This window comes from Phaeobacter sp. 11ANDIMAR09 (assembly GCF_001294455.1).
GTDB lineage: Bacteria > Pseudomonadota > Alphaproteobacteria > Rhodobacterales > Rhodobacteraceae > Pseudophaeobacter.
In genome coordinates, this window is record NZ_LIKT01000026.1 from 1 (window position 1) to 17506 (window position 17506).

General features: G+C 59.5%; 16 protein-coding genes and 1 tRNA gene. 5 read left to right on the forward strand and 12 right to left on the reverse strand.

What is annotated here, in order from left to right; genetic code table 11:
* Nucleotides 1–326 precede the first annotated feature (326 nt).
* Nucleotides 327–1187 carry a glycosyltransferase family 2 protein gene (locus AN476_RS18045; protein ID WP_054463183.1) on the forward strand — a complete coding sequence of 287 codons (861 nt, stop codon included), beginning with the start codon at nucleotides 327–329 and terminating at the stop codon, nucleotides 1185–1187.
* A gap of 14 nt (nucleotides 1188–1201) precedes the next feature.
* Here AN476_RS18045 and AN476_RS18050 read toward each other — a convergent pair whose 3' ends face one another.
* A complete protein-coding gene (locus tag AN476_RS18050; RefSeq protein ID WP_054463184.1) occupies nucleotides 1202–4411 on the reverse strand; it encodes a 2Fe-2S iron-sulfur cluster-binding protein in 3210 nt (1069 codons plus the stop codon).
* Nucleotides 4412–4488: 77 nt separating this feature from the next.
* On the opposite strand from AN476_RS18050, the gene AN476_RS18055 reads away from it, so the two are divergent.
* Complete coding sequence (locus AN476_RS18055; protein WP_054463185.1) at nucleotides 4489–5277, forward strand: helix-turn-helix transcriptional regulator; 789 nt, start codon at nucleotides 4489–4491, stop codon at nucleotides 5275–5277.
* A gap of 6 nt (nucleotides 5278–5283) precedes the next feature.
* Here AN476_RS18055 and AN476_RS18060 read toward each other — a convergent pair whose 3' ends face one another.
* From AN476_RS18060 to AN476_RS18105, 10 genes are all read right to left on the reverse strand, one after another.
* Nucleotides 5284–6072 carry a LamB/YcsF family protein gene (locus AN476_RS18060; RefSeq protein WP_054463186.1) on the reverse strand — a complete coding sequence of 263 codons (789 nt, stop codon included), beginning with the start codon at nucleotides 6070–6072 and terminating at the stop codon, nucleotides 5284–5286.
* Nucleotides 6069–7100 carry a biotin-dependent carboxyltransferase family protein gene (locus tag AN476_RS18065; protein WP_054463187.1) on the reverse strand — a complete coding sequence of 344 codons (1032 nt, stop codon included), beginning with the start codon at nucleotides 7098–7100 and terminating at the stop codon, nucleotides 6069–6071. Before AN476_RS18065 ends, AN476_RS18060 begins: the two co-directional genes overlap by 4 nt.
* Nucleotides 7097–7846 carry an allophanate hydrolase subunit 1 gene (locus tag AN476_RS18070; protein WP_256363957.1) on the reverse strand — a complete coding sequence of 250 codons (750 nt, stop codon included), beginning with the start codon at nucleotides 7844–7846 and terminating at the stop codon, nucleotides 7097–7099. The genes AN476_RS18065 and AN476_RS18070 overlap by 4 nt, the downstream gene beginning before the upstream one ends.
* Nucleotides 7847–8051: 205 nt before the next feature.
* On the reverse strand, nucleotides 8052–9500 hold the full coding sequence (locus AN476_RS18075; protein ID WP_054463243.1) for a PAS domain-containing methyl-accepting chemotaxis protein: 1449 nt from the start codon (nucleotides 9498–9500) through the stop codon (nucleotides 8052–8054).
* 323 nt (nucleotides 9501–9823) lie between these two features.
* Entirely contained in the window at nucleotides 9824–10195 is a 372-nt protein-coding gene (locus AN476_RS18080) for a glutaredoxin (protein WP_054463189.1), read from the reverse strand.
* Between the two features lie 92 nt (nucleotides 10196–10287).
* On the reverse strand, nucleotides 10288–11241 hold the full coding sequence (locus AN476_RS18085) for an MBL fold metallo-hydrolase (protein ID WP_054463190.1): 954 nt from the start codon (nucleotides 11239–11241) through the stop codon (nucleotides 10288–10290).
* A 309-nt stretch (nucleotides 11242–11550) separates the two neighbouring features.
* Nucleotides 11551–11627 (reverse strand) — tRNA-Arg (locus tag AN476_RS18090).
* 105 nt (nucleotides 11628–11732) lie between these two features.
* The gene (locus tag AN476_RS18095) at nucleotides 11733–13118 is read right to left on the reverse strand and encodes a HAMP domain-containing sensor histidine kinase (RefSeq protein WP_054463191.1); all 1386 of its coding nucleotides are present in this window, start codon (nucleotides 13116–13118) and stop codon (nucleotides 11733–11735) included.
* 15 nt (nucleotides 13119–13133) lie between these two features.
* A complete protein-coding gene (locus tag AN476_RS18100) occupies nucleotides 13134–14567 on the reverse strand; it encodes an NAD(P)/FAD-dependent oxidoreductase (RefSeq protein ID WP_054463192.1) in 1434 nt (477 codons plus the stop codon).
* Between the two features lie 3 nt (nucleotides 14568–14570).
* Nucleotides 14571–15302: a TVP38/TMEM64 family protein gene (locus AN476_RS18105; protein WP_157063803.1), complete on the reverse strand. Its 732-nt coding sequence runs from the start codon at nucleotides 15300–15302 to the stop codon at nucleotides 14571–14573.
* Between the two features lie 330 nt (nucleotides 15303–15632).
* Here AN476_RS18105 and rpmH point away from each other — a divergent pair, with 330 nt between their 5' ends.
* Genes rpmH through yidD form a run of 3 tightly spaced genes read left to right on the forward strand, consistent with a single transcriptional unit; the run spans nucleotide 15633 to nucleotide 16550 of the window.
* Nucleotides 15633–15767, forward strand: a complete 135-nt coding sequence (gene rpmH / locus AN476_RS18110) for a 50S ribosomal protein L34 (RefSeq protein WP_008554144.1) — start codon at nucleotides 15633–15635, stop codon at nucleotides 15765–15767.
* A gap of 26 nt (nucleotides 15768–15793) precedes the next feature.
* Nucleotides 15794–16225 carry a ribonuclease P protein component gene (gene rnpA, locus AN476_RS18115; protein ID WP_054463194.1) on the forward strand — a complete coding sequence of 144 codons (432 nt, stop codon included), beginning with the start codon at nucleotides 15794–15796 and terminating at the stop codon, nucleotides 16223–16225.
* A gap of 37 nt (nucleotides 16226–16262) precedes the next feature.
* Nucleotides 16263–16550 carry a membrane protein insertion efficiency factor YidD gene (gene yidD, locus AN476_RS18120; RefSeq protein WP_054463195.1) on the forward strand — a complete coding sequence of 96 codons (288 nt, stop codon included), beginning with the start codon at nucleotides 16263–16265 and terminating at the stop codon, nucleotides 16548–16550.
* Here the strand turns inward: yidD and AN476_RS18125 are convergent.
* Nucleotides 16526–17461, reverse strand: coding sequence for an alpha/beta fold hydrolase (locus tag AN476_RS18125; protein WP_054463196.1), 936 nt, complete (start codon nucleotides 17459–17461; stop codon nucleotides 16526–16528). The two genes, yidD and AN476_RS18125, sit on opposite strands and share 25 nt — an antisense overlap.
* Nucleotides 17462–17506 lie beyond the last annotated feature (45 nt).

Below are 17506 nucleotides of genomic sequence, written 5' to 3' on the forward strand. Positions count from 1 at the left end.
AAAAATCCAAAAATCACAGCAATCACAAAGGATTAATGCTCACCCTTTAGGCGTTTCCCTTGGAGAATCCCTGCCTAACTCTCTTCCTCTCTCGCAACACAACTGGCCTCACTGCTAGATATAGATGTTGCTGCGCCCGCAGCCACAAGAGGCGCAGCGACTCTCCGCGATTCTCGCCTGCGGCGACCGGGCGTTTTCCTCGCCTCGCCCACCCCAAGCCCCGCGATCGCCGCTGGGCAGATACAGGGCTGAACCCCAGGTCCTCGCAGGGCTGCGGTATTTGCTTTCCACTTGGCGCGGCGGTGCTTCCCTTTCATAGTGAAGGGATGAAAATCTGTGCACTCACCATGGTCTATCAAGATCATTGGGCTCTGACCCAATGGTTTCACCACTATAGTCGGCTGCTTGGGGCCGAGAATCTCTATATTGTCTCCCATGGGGCAGACCCGCGCATTCAGGAGATCTGCCCCGGCGCTTCGGTCCTGACCATTCCGCGTGACCGCCTGCAGGGGTTTGATCACTGGCGAGGGCGGATGCTGAACGGGTTTCAACAGGGGTTGTTGGAGCTCTATGATTGGGTCATTCGAACCGACGCCGATGAATTGATCTGCCTTGATCCCAATCAGTGGACCTCTTTTGGTGACCTTCTGCAAGCCCAAGAGGCCGCTGCGGTTTTTGCGCTTGGCTTCAATCTGTTTGATTTTTCCGCGCCGCAAGCCGACAAGGCAACCGCCGAGGTGTTTTCCCGCGCCCGAGACGGAGTGTTCACTGGCCACTACAGCAAGGCCTGGGCGGTGCGGCGCCCCATTGGGCTGCGCCGCCATGGGGTTCAGCTGCGCCCAGACCGACTGGCCAAGTTTCCCTTTGCCATGCCACGCGGGGTCTATCTGGCCCATCTGAAATTCACCGATCAGACGGCCCTCGCCACCATGAGTGACATCCGCAAGGCGGTGGGCAACAGCAATGTTCCCGGCCTGCCAGGAAAGGCCTGGCACCAGGCCGACAGGGAGGCCGAAGAGAAGGTCGCAAAGGCGCAGGCCCTGCCCTGTCTTCCCTGGCCCGAGGCAGAGGAGCAGGCCTGGTCGCAGTTGCAACAGCCCGTGCGGGACGAAGACAAATCAATTTTGCGCGCCAAGAGCCTGCGGTTTGCCTTTCGCACCCGGCTGCCAGACTGGTTTGGGCGATAGCCCAGGCTGACCCGCTACAGATCGACCTCTATAACACCGTCTTTTGCAGCCGCACGGGATTGGCACAGGATGACCGCGTCTTGGCGCTGCGCCTTTGAAAGAACAAAATCGCGATGTTCGACCTCGCCAGAGAGCAGCCCGCATTTGCAGACCCCGCAGATCCCGTCGGAACATTTGACATCAATCTGGACACCATTTTCTAGCAAGACATCGGTGGCAGTCTTTTCTGCTGGTACCGTGAGTTCCCGACCAGAACGGGCCAGTTTCAGAGTAAAGGCGTGGTTTTCATACTCCGGCAATTCCGGCACCGAGAAATATTCAAGGTGACGCGCCTCTTCCGGGAAACCCTGGCGCGCGGCGGCCTGCATCACCCCCTCCATGTAAAGGTCGGGGCCACAGGTATAGACATGCTGACCCGGTGCGTAGCCAGACAGCAGCTGATCCAGATCGGCGCGACTGCCGTCGGCCGAGACATGGATCTGCACCCTATCCGACCAGGGCACCGCGGCCAGATCCTGTAGATAGCCCGCATCCGACTGGTTTGAGATCGAATAATGCAGCTCGAACTCCTGGCCCAGCGCATGCAGGCGATGCGCCATTGCGATCATCGGTGTGACGCCAATGCCGCCACCCATAAGGTAGGATTTCGCCGCCCCCTCTTCCAATGGGAAATGGTTTATCGGTTTCGAAATGAAGACCTTGCGCCCCTCGGCAAAGATCCGGTGCAACAGCTGGGAACCGCCACGGCCTGCGTCTTCGCGCAGCACCCCAATCTGGTATTTTGAGCGGTCCGCCGGATCGCCCGACATGGAATACTGCCGCAGGTATTCCGGCGCCACCACGATATCGAGATGCGCCCCAGCCGCCCATCGCGGCAAAGGCGCCCCGTCCAGGCTCTCAAATTCATACTTGGTCACATCCGGGCTCATGGCCTCGACCCGCGACACCCGCACGCCCAGCACAGGGCTGTCAACATCATTACTATAGCGGTGATCCCATGCCCCGGTCTCACCTTTGGCGCGCCGGGCCCTGTATTCCTCTGCGGTGATCATCTGCTGGTAGGCCTCGATCCCCGCCTCACGATCCATCGGGAAAGGATAGGGCCAGGGGTGTGGCGCCAGATGTGCTGGGTAGACCGCCAGGGTCTGGTCCTCATACTTCAGATCCAGATCTTTTTGCAGGGCGCGTGCATTCACCGGATGGCGCGTCGGGCGATAGCCACCGTCCTCTTCCATCTCTAGATCCCACCACCATTTCTTGGCCGGGTTCATCTCGCCATTGCCCAGCGCATCATCCAGTTTTGCCAGCACCGGCGCGGCCTTGGGCATATTCATCGCCGCCCAGCGAAAGGGGCGTTCGGCAAAGATGCCTTCGAGGTTCCAGGGGCAGGTCTTCATGCAGCGCCCACACATGGCCCCACCCGGCGTGGTGATCCGGTAGGTGGTGCATTTCTGGCTGTCCGATTTCCAGATCTCATAGCCGTTGAACATCAGTTTGGGCCCGGCGGTGATCGCCCCCGAAGGGCATTCTCGGGCGCATTTGTTGCAGGCTTCGCAGAATTTTTGCAGACCGAAGTCGATCGGCTTGTCGTGATCCATCGGCATATCCGTGGTCACGACACCGGACTTCAGCCTTGGGCCAAGGAAGGGATTGAGGATCACTTCGCCAATGCGGCTGACCTCTCCCAGACCCGCCATCAACAACAGTGGCGGCTGCAACACCTCGCCATCCATCACCGTATGGGCCTTGGCCTTGTAGCCGAGGTTACGGATCTGGCGGGCAATCACGCCGCCGAGCAGGGAGAACCGCAGATAGGCGCGCATCGACTGGGCTACCGCGATCCAATCATCGCCCGAAGTGCCCTCGGTGGTGTCAAAGCCCTGATCCACAATCATGCTGATCGCCTGATCATGTTCCGGGTGGATCTCGGCCCCCGTCGCATCGTGGCTGTACCATGTCCAGTCGGGGCAACGGCTGATGCCGACCGCATCAATACCCAGCCAATAACTTGCTGCTTTGACATTGGCCGCGTTGCGGGCTGCATCGCTGGGGCGCGGCCCTTTGGCAGGCACGCCGTCCTGCAACAGCACAAAGGCCCCCAGCATCCGCCGCTGCGCCATAGAGGGCGCTGCCTTGCGGACATAAAACCCGCCAGTCGCCGCCGCCTGGTTACCCTTGCCCATGTCGCCGAACTGGCTGCGGGCAAACATATCCGCGCGCTTTGGCACCCGCGCCACATTGGGTTCATCAATATAGGTGGTGGGATCCTCGACCCGCTTTAGCGTTTCAAAGGGATGCGGCCCATCCTTGAAATCGCGCGCCTCAAAGGGATCACCGTTCAAAGCCGAGCGTTCTGAGCCAAGGCCCAGCCACCATTTCGGCCCCTTGACCTGCATCATCGGCTGCTGATCCAACGGCAGCAACGGGCGGTCCATTGCCAGATCAAAATCGGTGGTGACCACCGCCAAACCAAAACGCGCGCCTAGGTAGGGGCTGACCAGATGCCCGTCCTGCACTGTGACCAGCCCCGCCGCCACAGTCAGCTGGTTGAGATCCACATCCGACGAGGTACCCGTATGCGCCTTGGCGTCCCAGCCCAGCAGCCGGATGTAGTTGGCCAGAACTACGGCGGTTTCACTGGCGCGCAAACAGGCACGGTGCTGTTCTGCCCCCTGGATCCACTCCGCCCCCTCTTCCTCCGGGCGTGGATCACGGGGCATATCATACAGAAACACAATGGCATGTTTATGATCGCCAATCGTCGTGGGCGGCGCCTGCATCGCCTCTTTGAGATCCGCCATGATATGGTCGATCCCCGCCGCCAGGGTCTTGGTCTGGCGGGTTTTCAGATCCTCCGACAAACGGTCAATGTCCGGATTGCGATAAGGCTGCGCCAGCCGCGCCGAGGCGGGAACCGGGCCAATCCCCACCATCGACGCGTCAGAGAAATAGCCAAAGGCCTTGATATGATCGGCGCGCTCCTGCGGGTCACCGGGGCAACTGGCCTGTGCCCTATTCACCAACCCGTCGCGGATGGCATCCATCATCGCCTGGTATTCCCCCATGGCATTGACGATTGAGGCAGGCGTGGTCGGTCGGCGAAACTCCAGCGGCTGCGACCTCGGCACCGCATCCAGATCCGGCATTGGCCCCCGCACCAGTCGTTCCATCGGAAAGGGGCCCATATGGATAGGGCGTTGCCGGGTTGAAAAGACTTTGGTCATAGTGGCCGGGCCTCTGTGCTGAGATGGTTTGAAGTGCCTTGACTATTCCACAGAGACGGCCTCAGTCTGTCACCCGAATGAGTGACACCTTTCCCCCCAGACCGCTCCCCAGAGACGATGTCGCAGAACTGGCTGCCGCGGTGGTCAGACCTGACTTCGCCCAGCACTTGCTCAGCTATATCCGCGCGGCGGCCGAGATTGCCAATTTTGGTACTTTCTATGTCGCTGATATGTCCCGCCCCGCGCCAGTCCTGTCGATCTGGGCCGGAGAGATGAGCGGCTATTGGTTCAACCGCAATGCCAGCACCATCCTGAAAGATGAGCGTCTGATTCAAAGCATCCTGCAAAGGATCCGCGCCGCCGAGGGCAGCGGGCTGGTGATCGAACGCTGGCGCCCCACACCAGATGATCCGATCAGCCCGATCTACGCCCGCGATCAGGTGATTGAGCGGGTCACTGTATCATCCTTAAGCGATCGCGTTGGCTTTCAGACCTTCTTTCTACGGGGGGAGAAATCCGGCTGGATTTCCGATCAGGAGATGCAGCGCCTACAACAGGTTCTGCCGCTGGCGCATGAACTCATCGGGTTGCGCCACCGGATTGCCGGCGCCGCCGCCACTGGACAGGCGGCCAGTGCACGGGCCTCAACCCTGCGGGAACAGGATGCAGGCCCCTTTGGTGCCCTGACCCCGCGCGAGGCCGAGGTCTGTGATCTTGGGGTGCAGGGCCTGAGTGTTGCGGGCACGGCGCTGGAGCTGGGCGTATCAGAGAATACCATCCGCACCCTACGCCGCCGCGCCTATGGCAAACTGGGGGTTCATTCCTCTACCCAGATTGCCACGCTGATCCTCAACGCTATGGGCTAAGACAGACTAGCCTTGCCGTCCGCTGAACTGCGCCAGCTTAACACCGCCCGCCTCGAGGCTGCTGCGTACCGATTTTGCCAGCGCCACCGCCTCAGCCGTGTCGCCATGCAGGCAGATGGTGTCGATCGAGGTCGGAATACGTTTGCCGCTCTCAGTAATGATTGCGCCCTCCTGCACCATTTGCAGAATACGCGGCCCGGCCAGCGCCGCGTCATGAATCACCGCGCCCGGAAGCGAACGATCCACCAGGGTCCCATCATCATTGTAGGCGCGATCGGCAAAGATCTCGCCGCACCAGTTACAGCCCAGCTCGCGCACCACCTCTTCCATCGCGGTCGACGCCAGGACCATGATGATGACATCGGGGTCTACCTCCAGCGCCGCCTCATAACAGGCCCGCGCCATGTCGTGATCAACACAGGCCATGTTGGACAGCGCCCCGTGCAGTTTCAGATGGCGCACCTCGGTGCCCAGCGCTGTCGCCATACCGCGCGCGGCCCCCAGCTGGTAGCGCACCATATTGCCCAAGCTGGCTGGCGACATCTGCATCTTGCGTCGGCCAAACCCCTGTAGATCCGGAAAACCGGGATGCGCGCCGATACCGACCCGATTGTCCCGGGCCAGCGCCATGGTCGCGGCCATCACATCCGGATCGCCTGCATGAAAGCCACAGGCCATATTGGCCGAGGTCACGATGTCCAGCAGCGCTGTGTCATCGCCCATGTTCCAGGGGCCAAAGCTCTCGCCCATATCCGCGTTTAGATCGACGGTTTTTGCCTTATCCGTGGTGCTCATGTGATATCTCCAGTGTCGAACGGGTCCGCCTGGGCCGAGATCACCCCGCCGACCAGTTGATAAGAAAGCAGATCCTGCATACGGGCAGGGTCCCGTAACACAGGCTTGCAGGTCGCGGGCAGCGCTTTCACCAGGGCATCGTGTTTTGCCTGAATCGCCAGCCCCTCTTCCAATGTGACCCAAGTGAACTGCAGATCCAACCCGGTCTGCGCCTGCGCCACCTTGCTCAGATCGCAGGGCAGGACCGTACCAATCCGCGGGTAGCCGCCAGTGGTCTGGGCTTCGCGCAACAGCACAAAGGGTTTGCCATCGCCGGTCATCTGCACATCGCCCGGCAAAATGATCTCGGACAGAATATTGAGCTGCCCCGCCGCCGCGAACCCTGCGCCGCCAGAGACCATCTCGACCCCCATCCGGTTGGCACGTCCACCCCGTTTAAAAGCAGTATCGGCAAAGCGCGCACGGACCTCCGCGTCAAAGAGATCCGACTGAAAGCCAGCAACGATCCGCAAAGCGCCGCCCTGAAAACGATCCTCAGCCTGCAGCCCAAGCCCGACCTCACGCCCTGGGTCCGCGCCGCAGGGCAGTAGATCGCCCACCGCCACCGGACTGCCGAGACCAGACATCAAATGCACTGCACGGGCGCCAAGCTGAACCGCGCTGTCGATGCCCCCGCCCAGGTGCAGATAGCCGTAGACGCCTTGGCGCGCAGCTCCGATGTCGAGTTTTTGCCCGGCCTGCATCTGGTGCGAGGCATTCCAGGCCAGGTTTTCACCATCAAGGCTCGCCTGCATCGGCGCCCCGGTGAGGGCAATCCGCAAAGGCGCCGTCGCCTCAAACAGCCCACCAATTCCCGCCATCTCAAGCGCTGCCAGATCTGCCTTTTGCCGCAGCAGGGCCGCACCTTCGGCCAGCGCCAAAAGATCCGCCGCCCCACCGCGAGACACCCCCCGCTGCAACTGGCCCGGTCGCCCCTGATCCTGAATCGAGGCCAGCGGACCAATGCGAAGAACCTTGAGAGCGCTCATGCCGGAATCCCCTCGCGGCTGGCGCCACCATATTGGCTGTCTTCCGCACAAAAGCGATCATAGTCGGATCTGCTGACAGGGGTAAAAATCATCTCATCCCCCGGACGCAGAGCGATGGGTTCGGGCCGATCCAGATCAAAACCGCGAAAGCCGGTCTGCCCGACATGACGCCAACCGGTCGGCGCTGTGGTGGCAAAGAGCACGAACTGGCTGATCGCCAGCACCAGCGCCCCGGTGGGCACTTGTGGGGTTAGCGCGGTCTGGCGTGGCAGGTTCCATTCGGCCCCAAGCGGCCCCAGATAGGGCTGTCCCGGCGCAAAACCAATGGTCAGGACCCGCACCCGAGCGCTGCCCAGACTTTCGATCGCCTGGGCTTCGGTCAGGCCGGCAGCATCGGCGGCCTCGGCCAGCTGTGGCGCCAGGTCGGTGCCAAAAACCGTCGGCACCCGCCACAAGCGCCGACCCGGTGGCAGTGGAGCCTGTTGCCAATCCTGCTCTTCCAGCAGGGCCCACAGCAGATCCTTGAGCGCCTCATGTTGCAGGGCAGTATTGTCAAAGCGCAGGAATACAGAGGCCAGCGAGGTCGAGACCTCCTGCACGCCCGCCCAGTCCCGCGCTCTGACTGCCGCACTAAAGGCCAGGGTGGCGCGGTTGGATGGCTCACTCAGAGCATCTGCAAATGTCACCAGCATTCCGTCGAGGCCGGCGGTGCGAATGATTGGAAAACTCAACGCGCTTGATGTCACCTTTTTGCCCCCAACTTGCGTATCGCGCCACCGTCGCGGCAGGGGGGGAGAGTGTCAATATTGCTTTTGCCTTCAACCAGCTTAACCTGGATCACAATGGGTTTTCCATAGCGGCCGCTCGCAGGTCATAGACGGGGCCGGAATCGCCAACGGCCCGGAAAACCGGACCGTTGCAGAACGCGTCAAAGCTGATGTCGGCAAAAGCCTAGAAATCATCCCAGCCAATCGAAGCCCCATGGGCTGAGGCCACGCCCCCGGTTCCGGTTTCGGCCAATGGCGTGCTAGTGGCTGAAGCCTGCACTGGGGGCACTGCGGGCATAGGTACCACGTTTGATGCACTTGGCCCCCGACCTTCGCCCGATATCTTGAATGCGCCGAGTTGCTGGGTCAATTGCCCGGCGTCATTGGAAAGCGTTCGGCTGACGGCGGCAGATTGATCCACCATGGCAGCGTTTTGCTGGGTAACTTGATCCAGCTGCACCACCCCGGTATTGATCTCAGACAGGGCAGAAGACTGTTCAGCCGCGCCACGCGCGATATCGCCGATATGGACCGAAATTGTGCCAACGCTTTTGATAATGCGCTCCAATTCGGTGCCGGTTTTGCCAACCAGATCTACACCGCTGGTCACATGATGCTGGCTCTGAGCAATGAGATCCTTGATCTCGCCCGCCGCATCAGCAGAACGCTGCGCCAACCCGCGCACCTCAGAGGCGACAACCGCGAAACCGCGCCCGGCTTCGCCAGCCCTTGCGGCCTCGACCCCGGCGTTGAGCGCCAGAAGGTTGGTCTGAAAAGCGATGTCATCAATCACCGTGATGATCTTGGCAATCTCATCAGAAGAGCCTTCGATCTTTGACATGGCGTCAATGGCCTTCCCAACCACAACGCCGCTCTGGGTGGCGACGGCCTGTGCCTCCCCCACGATCACTTCAACCTTTTTGGCCCCATCCGCCGAGGACTGGACCGTTGTGGTCAACTCTTCCAGCGCAGCGGCGGTCTGCTCCAGAGTTGCCGCCTGGCTTTCAGTGCGCTGCGACAGATCGCTGGAGGATTGGTTGATTTCGCCGGCGGTTCGGCCAACACCAGCAGATACGGTTTTGGCATTTGAGACAGTCTGTTCCAACTGTTCGACGGATTCATTAAAGGCCCGGCCCAGATTTCCGATGTCAGGGATATCAGACACTTCGACCCGGTGCACTAGATCGCCTTGGCGCAGGGCATCCAACCCTTCGGAAATCGCGCCCAGCCCGCGACGGCGCCCGGTCACATCGCTGGCGACCTTGACCACGCGGTCCACAACACCATCTTCGCCAAGACAAGCCGCATAGGTGGCCTGGATCCAGATCGTCGATCCATCCTTGGTTACACGGGGGAATTGGTCGGTGATATCCTCTCCCTTGGCCAGTCTCTGCCAAAACTCTTTATATGCAGGGCTTTGGGCAATATCCGGCGCAACAAACATCGAATGATGCTGACCAACAATTTCTTCCAGATCATAGCCAACGGCCCGCAGAAAATTCTTGTTTGCCGTCAGAATTGTGCCCTTCGGATCGAACTGAATAGTTGCCTGCGTGCGGTCTATCACCCCTGCAATGACCTTGCTCGTCTCAACTTCGGAACTCTCTTTTTGAGACTTTCTTTTAAAAAACAATGCCATACTCCGCGTGTAATCTGTTCGCTATTGGCAAAGTAAATACCCCTGAAAACCCTTTTTTTTTCTTAAAGCCAAACGTCGCAACTCAACGTCCGAAGGCGCAAACAACCGTTCATTGCTAAAAAAAACGGCATTTTCCCCCGAGGTGACTAAAAAATGCACCACAGAGTTGGGTTTTAGGGAATCACCTGGACATCCGATCCCAACCCTAACCTCCTGCCATGAATCCTGCCGGCAGCTCTGAGCCGCTGGGACGGGCGCCGCCCAAAATCTAGCACTGCGCGCGCCGCAAAACCGGGTTGCGTCAAAACCACCGGTCCTCAGCCGCGTTGCAAAGCGGGGAAATCCTCGACCGGTCCAGACAGCAGTGCCTGCAGTTCAGAAAAGCCCCCCACAAGCCGCTGATCAACAAAGACCATCGGAAAAGTCGCCCATCCAGACCACATCTTGAGCGCCAGCCGTTTGTGCCACTGCGCAGTATAGCTGCCGTATTCCAGATAGGTGAAGGCAATGCCCGCCTCTTGCAGCGCTTTGCGGGCCTTGGATACAAAGGGATTGTATTTCATCCCCACCACAACCACCCCATTGGCAGCGACAGCTTCTTCAACCTGCTGAACAATTTCCGCGTGATAGCTGCTGATCTTGTCCTCAATGGCAGAATGAACGGATTCTGGGCGAAGCAGTTTACGCATGTCAGTCTCTCTCAGGTGATTTCAGGTGCTGGACTTGGCCTATCAAATCTGCCGCCCATGCTAAAGGCATCTCGGCCCGATTGCCCACAGAGTCATTCCCATTCCATCTGCATATAGAGGTTCTGCGCGTTTTTTCTGGCGATCTGATCAAAGACCGCCAGATGGCTGAACTGGGACTGATCTATATGGGTTCCCGCGTCGATGGATCCCCCGGTCTCGATAATCTGGCCGATCGCATGGCGCAGATGGGCCAGGTAGTCCCGTGTCTCTGCTCTGGCCTGCGCCATATCGGTGGCGCCGCCATGGCCGGGAACGATATGGCCCGCGTCAAACCCCGCCATGGCATCAAAGACCTCCAGCCAGCTCGCACTGTCACCAGCCGGGCCAATCCCCAACATACGGTCGACATAAACGATATCACCAGTGAACATCACATCCTGCGCAGCCAGCCAGACAAAGCTGTCGCCCAGGGTATGCGCCGCCCCACGGTGCATGATGTCAAAGCGCATGCCCCCGAGGTCCAATTGGTAGTCGGTCTTAAAAATGATGTCAGCAAAGGAGGGCTCGGTGCCCTCCAGAGCGCCCCCCAGCATCTGCGACAGGGCTGAGATCTGCATCGAACCACGCGCCTTTTGATCCGCAACTGCCGCCTCAGAGGCGATAACCTGCGCGCCCCGCGCCTGCCAATAGCCATTGCCCAGCCAACGGTGATCTTGCCCGCCCGTATTGATCACATATTTCACCGGCTGATCCGTCAGCCCCTGCACAATCGCGTGCAGGGCCTCCGCACCTTTTGCAGAGCCGCCCGGATCCACAAGAATCGCGCCCTCTCCGGTTTCGATCAGGCCAAAGGTGGCGTTATTGGCCAGATTGTCAGAGTTGCGCTGTTCATTGGGGCCAACGATGGCCCAGACCTGAGCTGTCACCTGCTGAACCTCTAGCTCCTGCGCCGAGGCCAAGGCCGGCAGGCAAAGCCCGACGAAAAGACCAAGACCACGGATCGCCTCCGACAAGCCTTGGACCGCTGAGAAAACCTTCATACGCATAACGCCGTCCTTTTAGTTGGGCCCATCAACGGATTTCAGGCAGCCTAGCGGTCATATTCCAATACCCAAATGCGACATACCGCCCGGCACGACTGTCTTCTCCAGCGGCTCCCCAGCCCAAATTCCCGCCAGCTAAAACCGCATCCCTCGGAACGCGCCTCCAGGTAATCCGGGAGGGATGTGTCGGCAACAATACAGCGCAAAGACGGGGATCGGGTGACAGGTTTCGTTGCGCTTCAGCAGTCGGAGTCGCACCAAACAATCAGTTTCATCCGAATGTCCGACCTGGTGATTTGCAAATGAAGGCAGTGGCGGACCGAGGAGGATTCGAACCCCCGACCCCCTGATTCGTAGTCAGGTACTCTATCCAGCTGAGCTATCGGTCCACTGCGGCGGGGTTTAGTGCTAGGGGATGGGGGGCGCAACCCCAAAAACACCCAAGCTGCCCTCTTTTTGAAATCTTGCTTTTGGCAAGGCCAACCCCGCCCTCTTCACAGGGTTCCGTCGCCTTTTGGCAGATGAATTTCAAAGCTGCTTCCACCGGGGCCGGTCTGGCTGAGCCTCACCCAACCGCCATGGCCCTTTGTCAACTCAGCCGCGATAGCCAGGCCCAAACCACTGCCGCCTTTGCGCACACTGCCCTGGAAGGGGGTAAACAGATTTTCCTGGGCCCGTTTGGGCAGACCCGGCCCGGTGTCAGAGACCGTGATCCACCAGGCATCCTCCTCGTCGCGGGCAGCGATGGTGACGCTGCCGGGCTTGCCCGTTGCCACGATTGCCTGGCGGGCATTGCGCACCAGGTTCATCACCACCCGGAACAATTGTTCGGAATCCCCGCGCAGCACCATTCCCTTTGGCACCGCATTGATCAGATCAACGGCAACCTCGCCCGGCGCCAGCAATTCGCTTTCGACGATATCCTCCACCAACTCACAAAAGGCCACATGAGCAAAGGTGGGGGCGGGTTCTTCAGCGCGACCAAAAGCCAGGGTGCCCTCGCATAGGGAAACGGCTCGGGTGATCGAGTTCACCAGTTTCGGCGCCAGACGCCGCACCAAAGGGTCTTCGCTCATCTCGATACGGTCGGTAAACAGCTGCGCCGAGGTGAGAATATTGCGCAGGTCATGGCTGATTTTTGCCACTGCGCCCCCCAGCTGGGCCAGGCGTTCGCGTTGCCGCAGCGCCTGGGTCAATTCGGTCTGCAGCTGCAGCAAGGCCTCTTCGGCCTCACGCAGCTCGATAACCCCGGCATTGGGCTGGATGATCCCACGGGCATCCTCGGGTGCGGCAGCATAGCGCTGCATATAGCCAACCACCCCCTTGATGGGGCGCACCAGGAACACCCGGACAGCGGCGAATAACAACACCGCCGTGAAGGCAGAAATCACCGCCGACAAGAGCAACACCCGCACGCCGTAGTCGATCATCGCCATGCGCAGCGGCGCGGTCTCGATGGTGATTTCAATCAGCAGCCCGGCATCACGGACCGGCGCGCCAATAACGCGAATGATTCTGTTTTCAGGGCTGGCCAATTGGCGAAAGGCATCGCCAATCAGGGTCAAGGCATTGGCCATACGCAAATCATAGGTGCCGGCAATGGGATCTGGAATCGGTGACGACAAAACCAGCTGGCGGATCTCATCGCGGCGCAGCACCACGTTATAGACCCCCGCATTCTCCAGCAGTTCAGCTTCCAGATCGGTTTCCAGCATGTCATCGGCCAGGAGCGCCAAAGAGGCAATCTGCGCCCGCTCCAGACGTTCGGACAGGTAGTCGAGACGGAAACGAGAAACCGATGGCACAAAGATCAGAACTTCGGCCAACATGACAAAGACGACGGTCAGGACCAAAAACCTGCCTGAGAGCGAGTTCAGCATAGAGCCCTTTCCAGCTTAAGGGATCCAGCGTTGCACAAATTGCACCGCGCGTTTGACCAGTCGGCTCTCAAAGAGCCGTGGCGAGAAATATGCTCCGGCGACACGTTTGTTGATCTCCCCAACCGACGGGTAAGGTGCCACCATCGCAGCGACCTCACTCATCTTCAGCCTATTCGCCAAAGCCAGCGACCACAATGATATCAATTCACCCGCCTGATGACCGACAATTGTCGCCCCGACAGGCCGTCCCTTGACCACCATCACTTTGATGAAACCCTTGGTCTTGAGCTCAGCCAGAGCCCGGTCGTTGTGATGAAAATCAAACCGCGCCAGCTCGAGCCTATCGCCATATTGCGCCCGCGCCGCGGCCTCGCTCAGGCCAACCTGCGCCAGTTCCGGATCGGTATAGGTGGCACGCGGAATATGCAGCTCCTGCGCCTTGGAGGGCAGGCCAAACAGCGCCGAGCGAATGATCACCCCTGCATGATAGCCCGCCACATGGGTGAACTGCAGCCCACCCGCCACATCCCCGATGGCATAGACCCTCTTGTTGCTGGTGCGCAGCGAGGCATCCACCTTGATCCCTGTACGGCTCGGTTCGATCCCGCCGGCCTGGAGGTTCAGCCGTTCCACATTGCTTTTGCGCCCTACCGCCATCAACAGGTGCGAGCCCGCAAAGCTGCGCCCATCTTTGGTCTTCACCTCGATAGCGCCAGCCTCACCTGTTATTTCGGCAGCCAGCGCATCCTCGGCAATTTCCACACCCTCATCTCGCAGAGCCTCCAGCACGATGGCAGCGGCTTCGGGATCATCCCGTCCCAGCGCCTTGGCGCCTTCGATCACCGTGACCTTACAGCCCAGCCGGATATGCGCTTGGGCCATCTCCATGCCGATGGGACCACCGCCAATGATCAGCAGATGCTCGGGGCGTTCACGCAGATCAAACAGGGTCTCATTGGTTTCATAGGGCACGCTCTCCAGCCCCGGCACCGGCGGCACCAGCGGCGAAGAGCCGGTGGCAATCACCACCCGGCGGGCGCAGATCACATGATCGCCCGCTTTCACTTCTGTTGGGGAGATGAATTCACCAAATTCGCGAAAGACCTTGACGCCAAAGCCTTCGAACCGTTCCTGGCTGTCCATTGGCGCGATGGTTTCAATAGTGTTGTGCACATGGGTCTTGGCGGCGGCGTAATCCACCTGCGGCACCTGATCCGCAACGCCAAAGGCGGCGGAATGCGCCTGGGTCTGTGCGACCTTGGCACTGGCCAATAGGGCCTTGGAGGGGACGCAGCCAAAGTTCAGGCAGTCCCCGCCCATCTTATGGCCTTCCAGCAGCACGACAGAGGCGCCCATCTGACTGGCCCCCGCCGCAACCGACAGCCCGCCCGAGCCGGCGCCAATCACCAAGAGGTCACATTTTATCGGGGTCTGAGAGGAGACAGTCATGGCTCAGCTCGCTTTCTTTGCACGCAGGGATTTGACGATGATGGGCATGGCCGCCAGAACACAGAGCCCCAGCAAGGGACCAATCACATGTGGCTCCCACAGCAGCGACAGATCCGGATCTTCACCGCGATCAAAAACTTCGCCAACGCCAACGCCGATCCAGGTAAAGACAATCGCCCCCGGAATGATGCCCAGCGCAGTGGTCCACAGAAAATTGCCAAAGCGCACCCCAACCAACGCAGGCAGCAGATTGGCCACAAAGAACGGCACTGCAGGCACCAGACGCAGCAGCAGCAGCACCTCGATTTCATTCTGGCGCAGCGCCCGCTTCAGCATCTGCACCCGGCCCTCTGCCGCTTCCAGCTTGGAGGTGAGCATTTCCCCCAGCCCCAGCCGTGCAGCCAGAAAGATGCCAGAGGCACCAATGGTCGCTGCCAGCACATTCAGCGCCGTCCCGGTTGTCAGTCCAAACAGGAAGCCCCCAGTGACCGACGCCACCGCAGCGCCGGGCAATGAAAAGACCACGATCAGGATATAGATGCCAACAAAGAGCCCCACCAGACCGATGAAATTCTGGTCGCGGAAGGCCATCAACACTTCATGATTGTCGCGCAGCGTATCAAAGCTGAGATGATCCTTGAGCGTTGCGGCCCCGATCAGCGCGATCACCAGTACGATGATCAGGGGAAGGTGACGGGTAATCCCGCGTTTTGGCGTCTCTGACATCTTACTCATCTCTTTTGTCACTCTGCCCTGCATTGGGCTTGGTCCATGGTGCTACGCTTAATCTATAGAGCCTGCGAGGTTTAGCGGCGGCTGATCACGCGGCCTTGATCTGTTAGGCTCTTTTCGTGAGGATTCGCAGAATTGCCCAGAGGCTTTGAAACATTCCTGAGGCTGTATTGCGCTTTTCGGGGGTTTTTGAAAGAAATCTGCCCAGAAGAGGCCAAAACAACCGGCTCAGCGTTTGACTTGCCAGAGAATCCCTTCTAAAGACCGGGCTTCGAGATTGACCTTCCGGGTGGCGATTCCGCTTGCCCGATGTAGAAATTGGAGACCGGAGCGATGAAACGCACCTATCAGCCTTCGAACCTGGTTCGTAAACGTCGCCACGGTTTTCGTGCGCGCATGGCCACCAAGGCAGGCCGCAAGATCCTGAACGCACGCCGCGCACGTGGCCGCAAGGAGCTGAGCGCATAAGCGCGACGCCCCAAGGATTGACAGATATGACACCGCCGAAGGCCCCACAGGACAGCTCAGCTGCCGCCGGGAACCAGCCTTCGGCGGTTTCTGTTTGCGCGGAGGCAGCACAGAAGCGCCCCGCTTTGGTGGTGCTCAGCAAACGCAGCGAATTTCTGGCCGCTGCCCGTGCCCGCCGTCAGGGCACCAAAAGCATGATGGTACAGGGCCGCCAACGTAAAGCGGGCGAGGCCGAGGGTTTTCGCGTTGGGTTCACCTGTTCCAAAAAGGTAGGCAACGCTGTGGCCCGTAACCGCGCCAAGCGCCGACTGCGGGAAGCCGCGCGCCATGTGCTGCCCGCTCTTGGCCGCGACGGCTGGGACTATGTGTTGATTGGCCGGGCCGAGGCGACAGCCAATCGTGGCTTTGAAGATCTCAAGCGTGATCTGGCCTATGCGGTGAAGAAGATCCACGGATGATCTTCTGTCTTCGCATCACTCCCGCTATCTTGGCACCATGACCCCTTTTGCCCATATCCTGGCCCTGCCGGTCCGCGCCTATCGGCTGATCTTTTCGCCTTGGGTGGGGTTTAACTGCCGCTATCAACCGACCTGTTCAGCCTATTCCCTGGAAGCCCTGGAAAAACACGGCGCCCTCAAGGGCGCATACCTCACGATACGCCGCATCGGCCGTTGCCACCCCCTCGGCGGGAGTGGCTATGATCCGGTGCCCGGTAGTGACCCTGACCACGACAACGGCCGTGACCCGGCCGCCCAGGATCAGACCAGCGCCAAATTGCCCTGATCTGTCCGTGTCCGCGTCGGGATGACATCCCGGTCCAGCCTGCCCATGAAGGTGTGGTACAGATCTTCGTAAAAGCGCGGGGAATCAAAATACCAGCGATGGGAGATGCCGATTTCAGCGCCAAAGTCATCGCTGTTGTCTTTGTAGTATTGCCCGCAATAGAGGTTCACGGCCTTTTCACCATGATCCTGGGGCAGCCCAACGCGTCCTAACCGGCGGCTGACGCCAATGCGTTTCACTTCTGAAATAGACAGAATGTCATCAAAAGGGCTGTAATAGCTGGTGACCCGAGTGCAATGGCGCAACAAAGATGATGATTTGGGACTGCCCTCGCGCATTGATTTTTGTGAGATATCCGCCGCAACCAAAGCAATCTGGCTCACCGTCCAGCTGCGCTGCGCTGTTTTGTGGTCATCATCTGCATAGTCAAAGGCTTCGCGCAGCAGGAAGCACCCCATCGAATGCGCCAGAACATGGATGTTGAAATCACAATCCTCTTTCTGCAGAGCTGAAAGCTGAGTGAGCCCATCCTGGAACAAACGGTCCGCAGAAAGCCGCGCATCACGCCGATCCGATGAATACCCAAGCGCAGAGCCATCGCTGGGCCAGTCAAAGCTGATCAAGGTTCCCTTAAAGCCATGTGCTTCCAAACCTTTTCTGATCTTACGGTGGCGTTCCAGCATGTCGTATTGTTCAGTATTGAAGCCGTGAACAAAGATCACGATATGACCCTTGGCGGGCGGATTGGCTCCGGCCTTGGACTGCACCGCCTTAAACCATTTACTCTTATTGATCTCGTGGGCGCGCGTTGCCTTTTTCACGGAACCCGGGATCGCCAGGTATTTTGCCTTTCCCAATCTGTCAGAATAGAGATCACCCGAGCGGCCACGCACAGAAAAGAAATAGTCCATTAAAACACTCCCTAAAAATACTCACACGATCAGAGTACCACAATC

Coding starts and splice junctions, on each gene's coding strand:
- AN476_RS18045 (WP_054463183.1), top strand. CDS start 327: ATGAAAATCTGTGCACTCACCATGGTCTATCAAGATCATTGGGCTCTG.
- AN476_RS18050 (WP_054463184.1), bottom strand. CDS start 4,411: ATGACCAAAGTCTTTTCAACCCGGCAACGCCCTATCCATATGGGCCCC.
- AN476_RS18055 (WP_054463185.1), top strand. CDS start 4,489: ATGAGTGACACCTTTCCCCCCAGACCGCTCCCCAGAGACGATGTCGCA.
- AN476_RS18060 (WP_054463186.1), bottom strand. CDS start 6,072: ATGAGCACCACGGATAAGGCAAAAACCGTCGATCTAAACGCGGATATG.
- AN476_RS18065 (WP_054463187.1), bottom strand. CDS start 7,100: ATGAGCGCTCTCAAGGTTCTTCGCATTGGTCCGCTGGCCTCGATTCAG.
- AN476_RS18080 (WP_054463189.1), bottom strand. CDS start 10,195: ATGCGTAAACTGCTTCGCCCAGAATCCGTTCATTCTGCCATTGAGGAC.
- AN476_RS18085 (WP_054463190.1), bottom strand. CDS start 11,241: ATGCGTATGAAGGTTTTCTCAGCGGTCCAAGGCTTGTCGGAGGCGATC.
- AN476_RS18095 (WP_054463191.1), bottom strand. CDS start 13,118: ATGCTGAACTCGCTCTCAGGCAGGTTTTTGGTCCTGACCGTCGTCTTT.
- AN476_RS18100 (WP_054463192.1), bottom strand. CDS start 14,567: ATGACTGTCTCCTCTCAGACCCCGATAAAATGTGACCTCTTGGTGATT.
- AN476_RS18105 (WP_157063803.1), bottom strand. CDS start 15,302: ATGAGTAAGATGTCAGAGACGCCAAAACGCGGGATTACCCGTCACCTT.
- rpmH (WP_008554144.1), top strand. CDS start 15,633: ATGAAACGCACCTATCAGCCTTCGAACCTGGTTCGTAAACGTCGCCAC.
- rnpA (WP_054463194.1), top strand. CDS start 15,794: ATGACACCGCCGAAGGCCCCACAGGACAGCTCAGCTGCCGCCGGGAAC.
- yidD (WP_054463195.1), top strand. CDS start 16,263: ATGACCCCTTTTGCCCATATCCTGGCCCTGCCGGTCCGCGCCTATCGG.
- AN476_RS18125 (WP_054463196.1), bottom strand. CDS start 17,461: ATGGACTATTTCTTTTCTGTGCGTGGCCGCTCGGGTGATCTCTATTCT.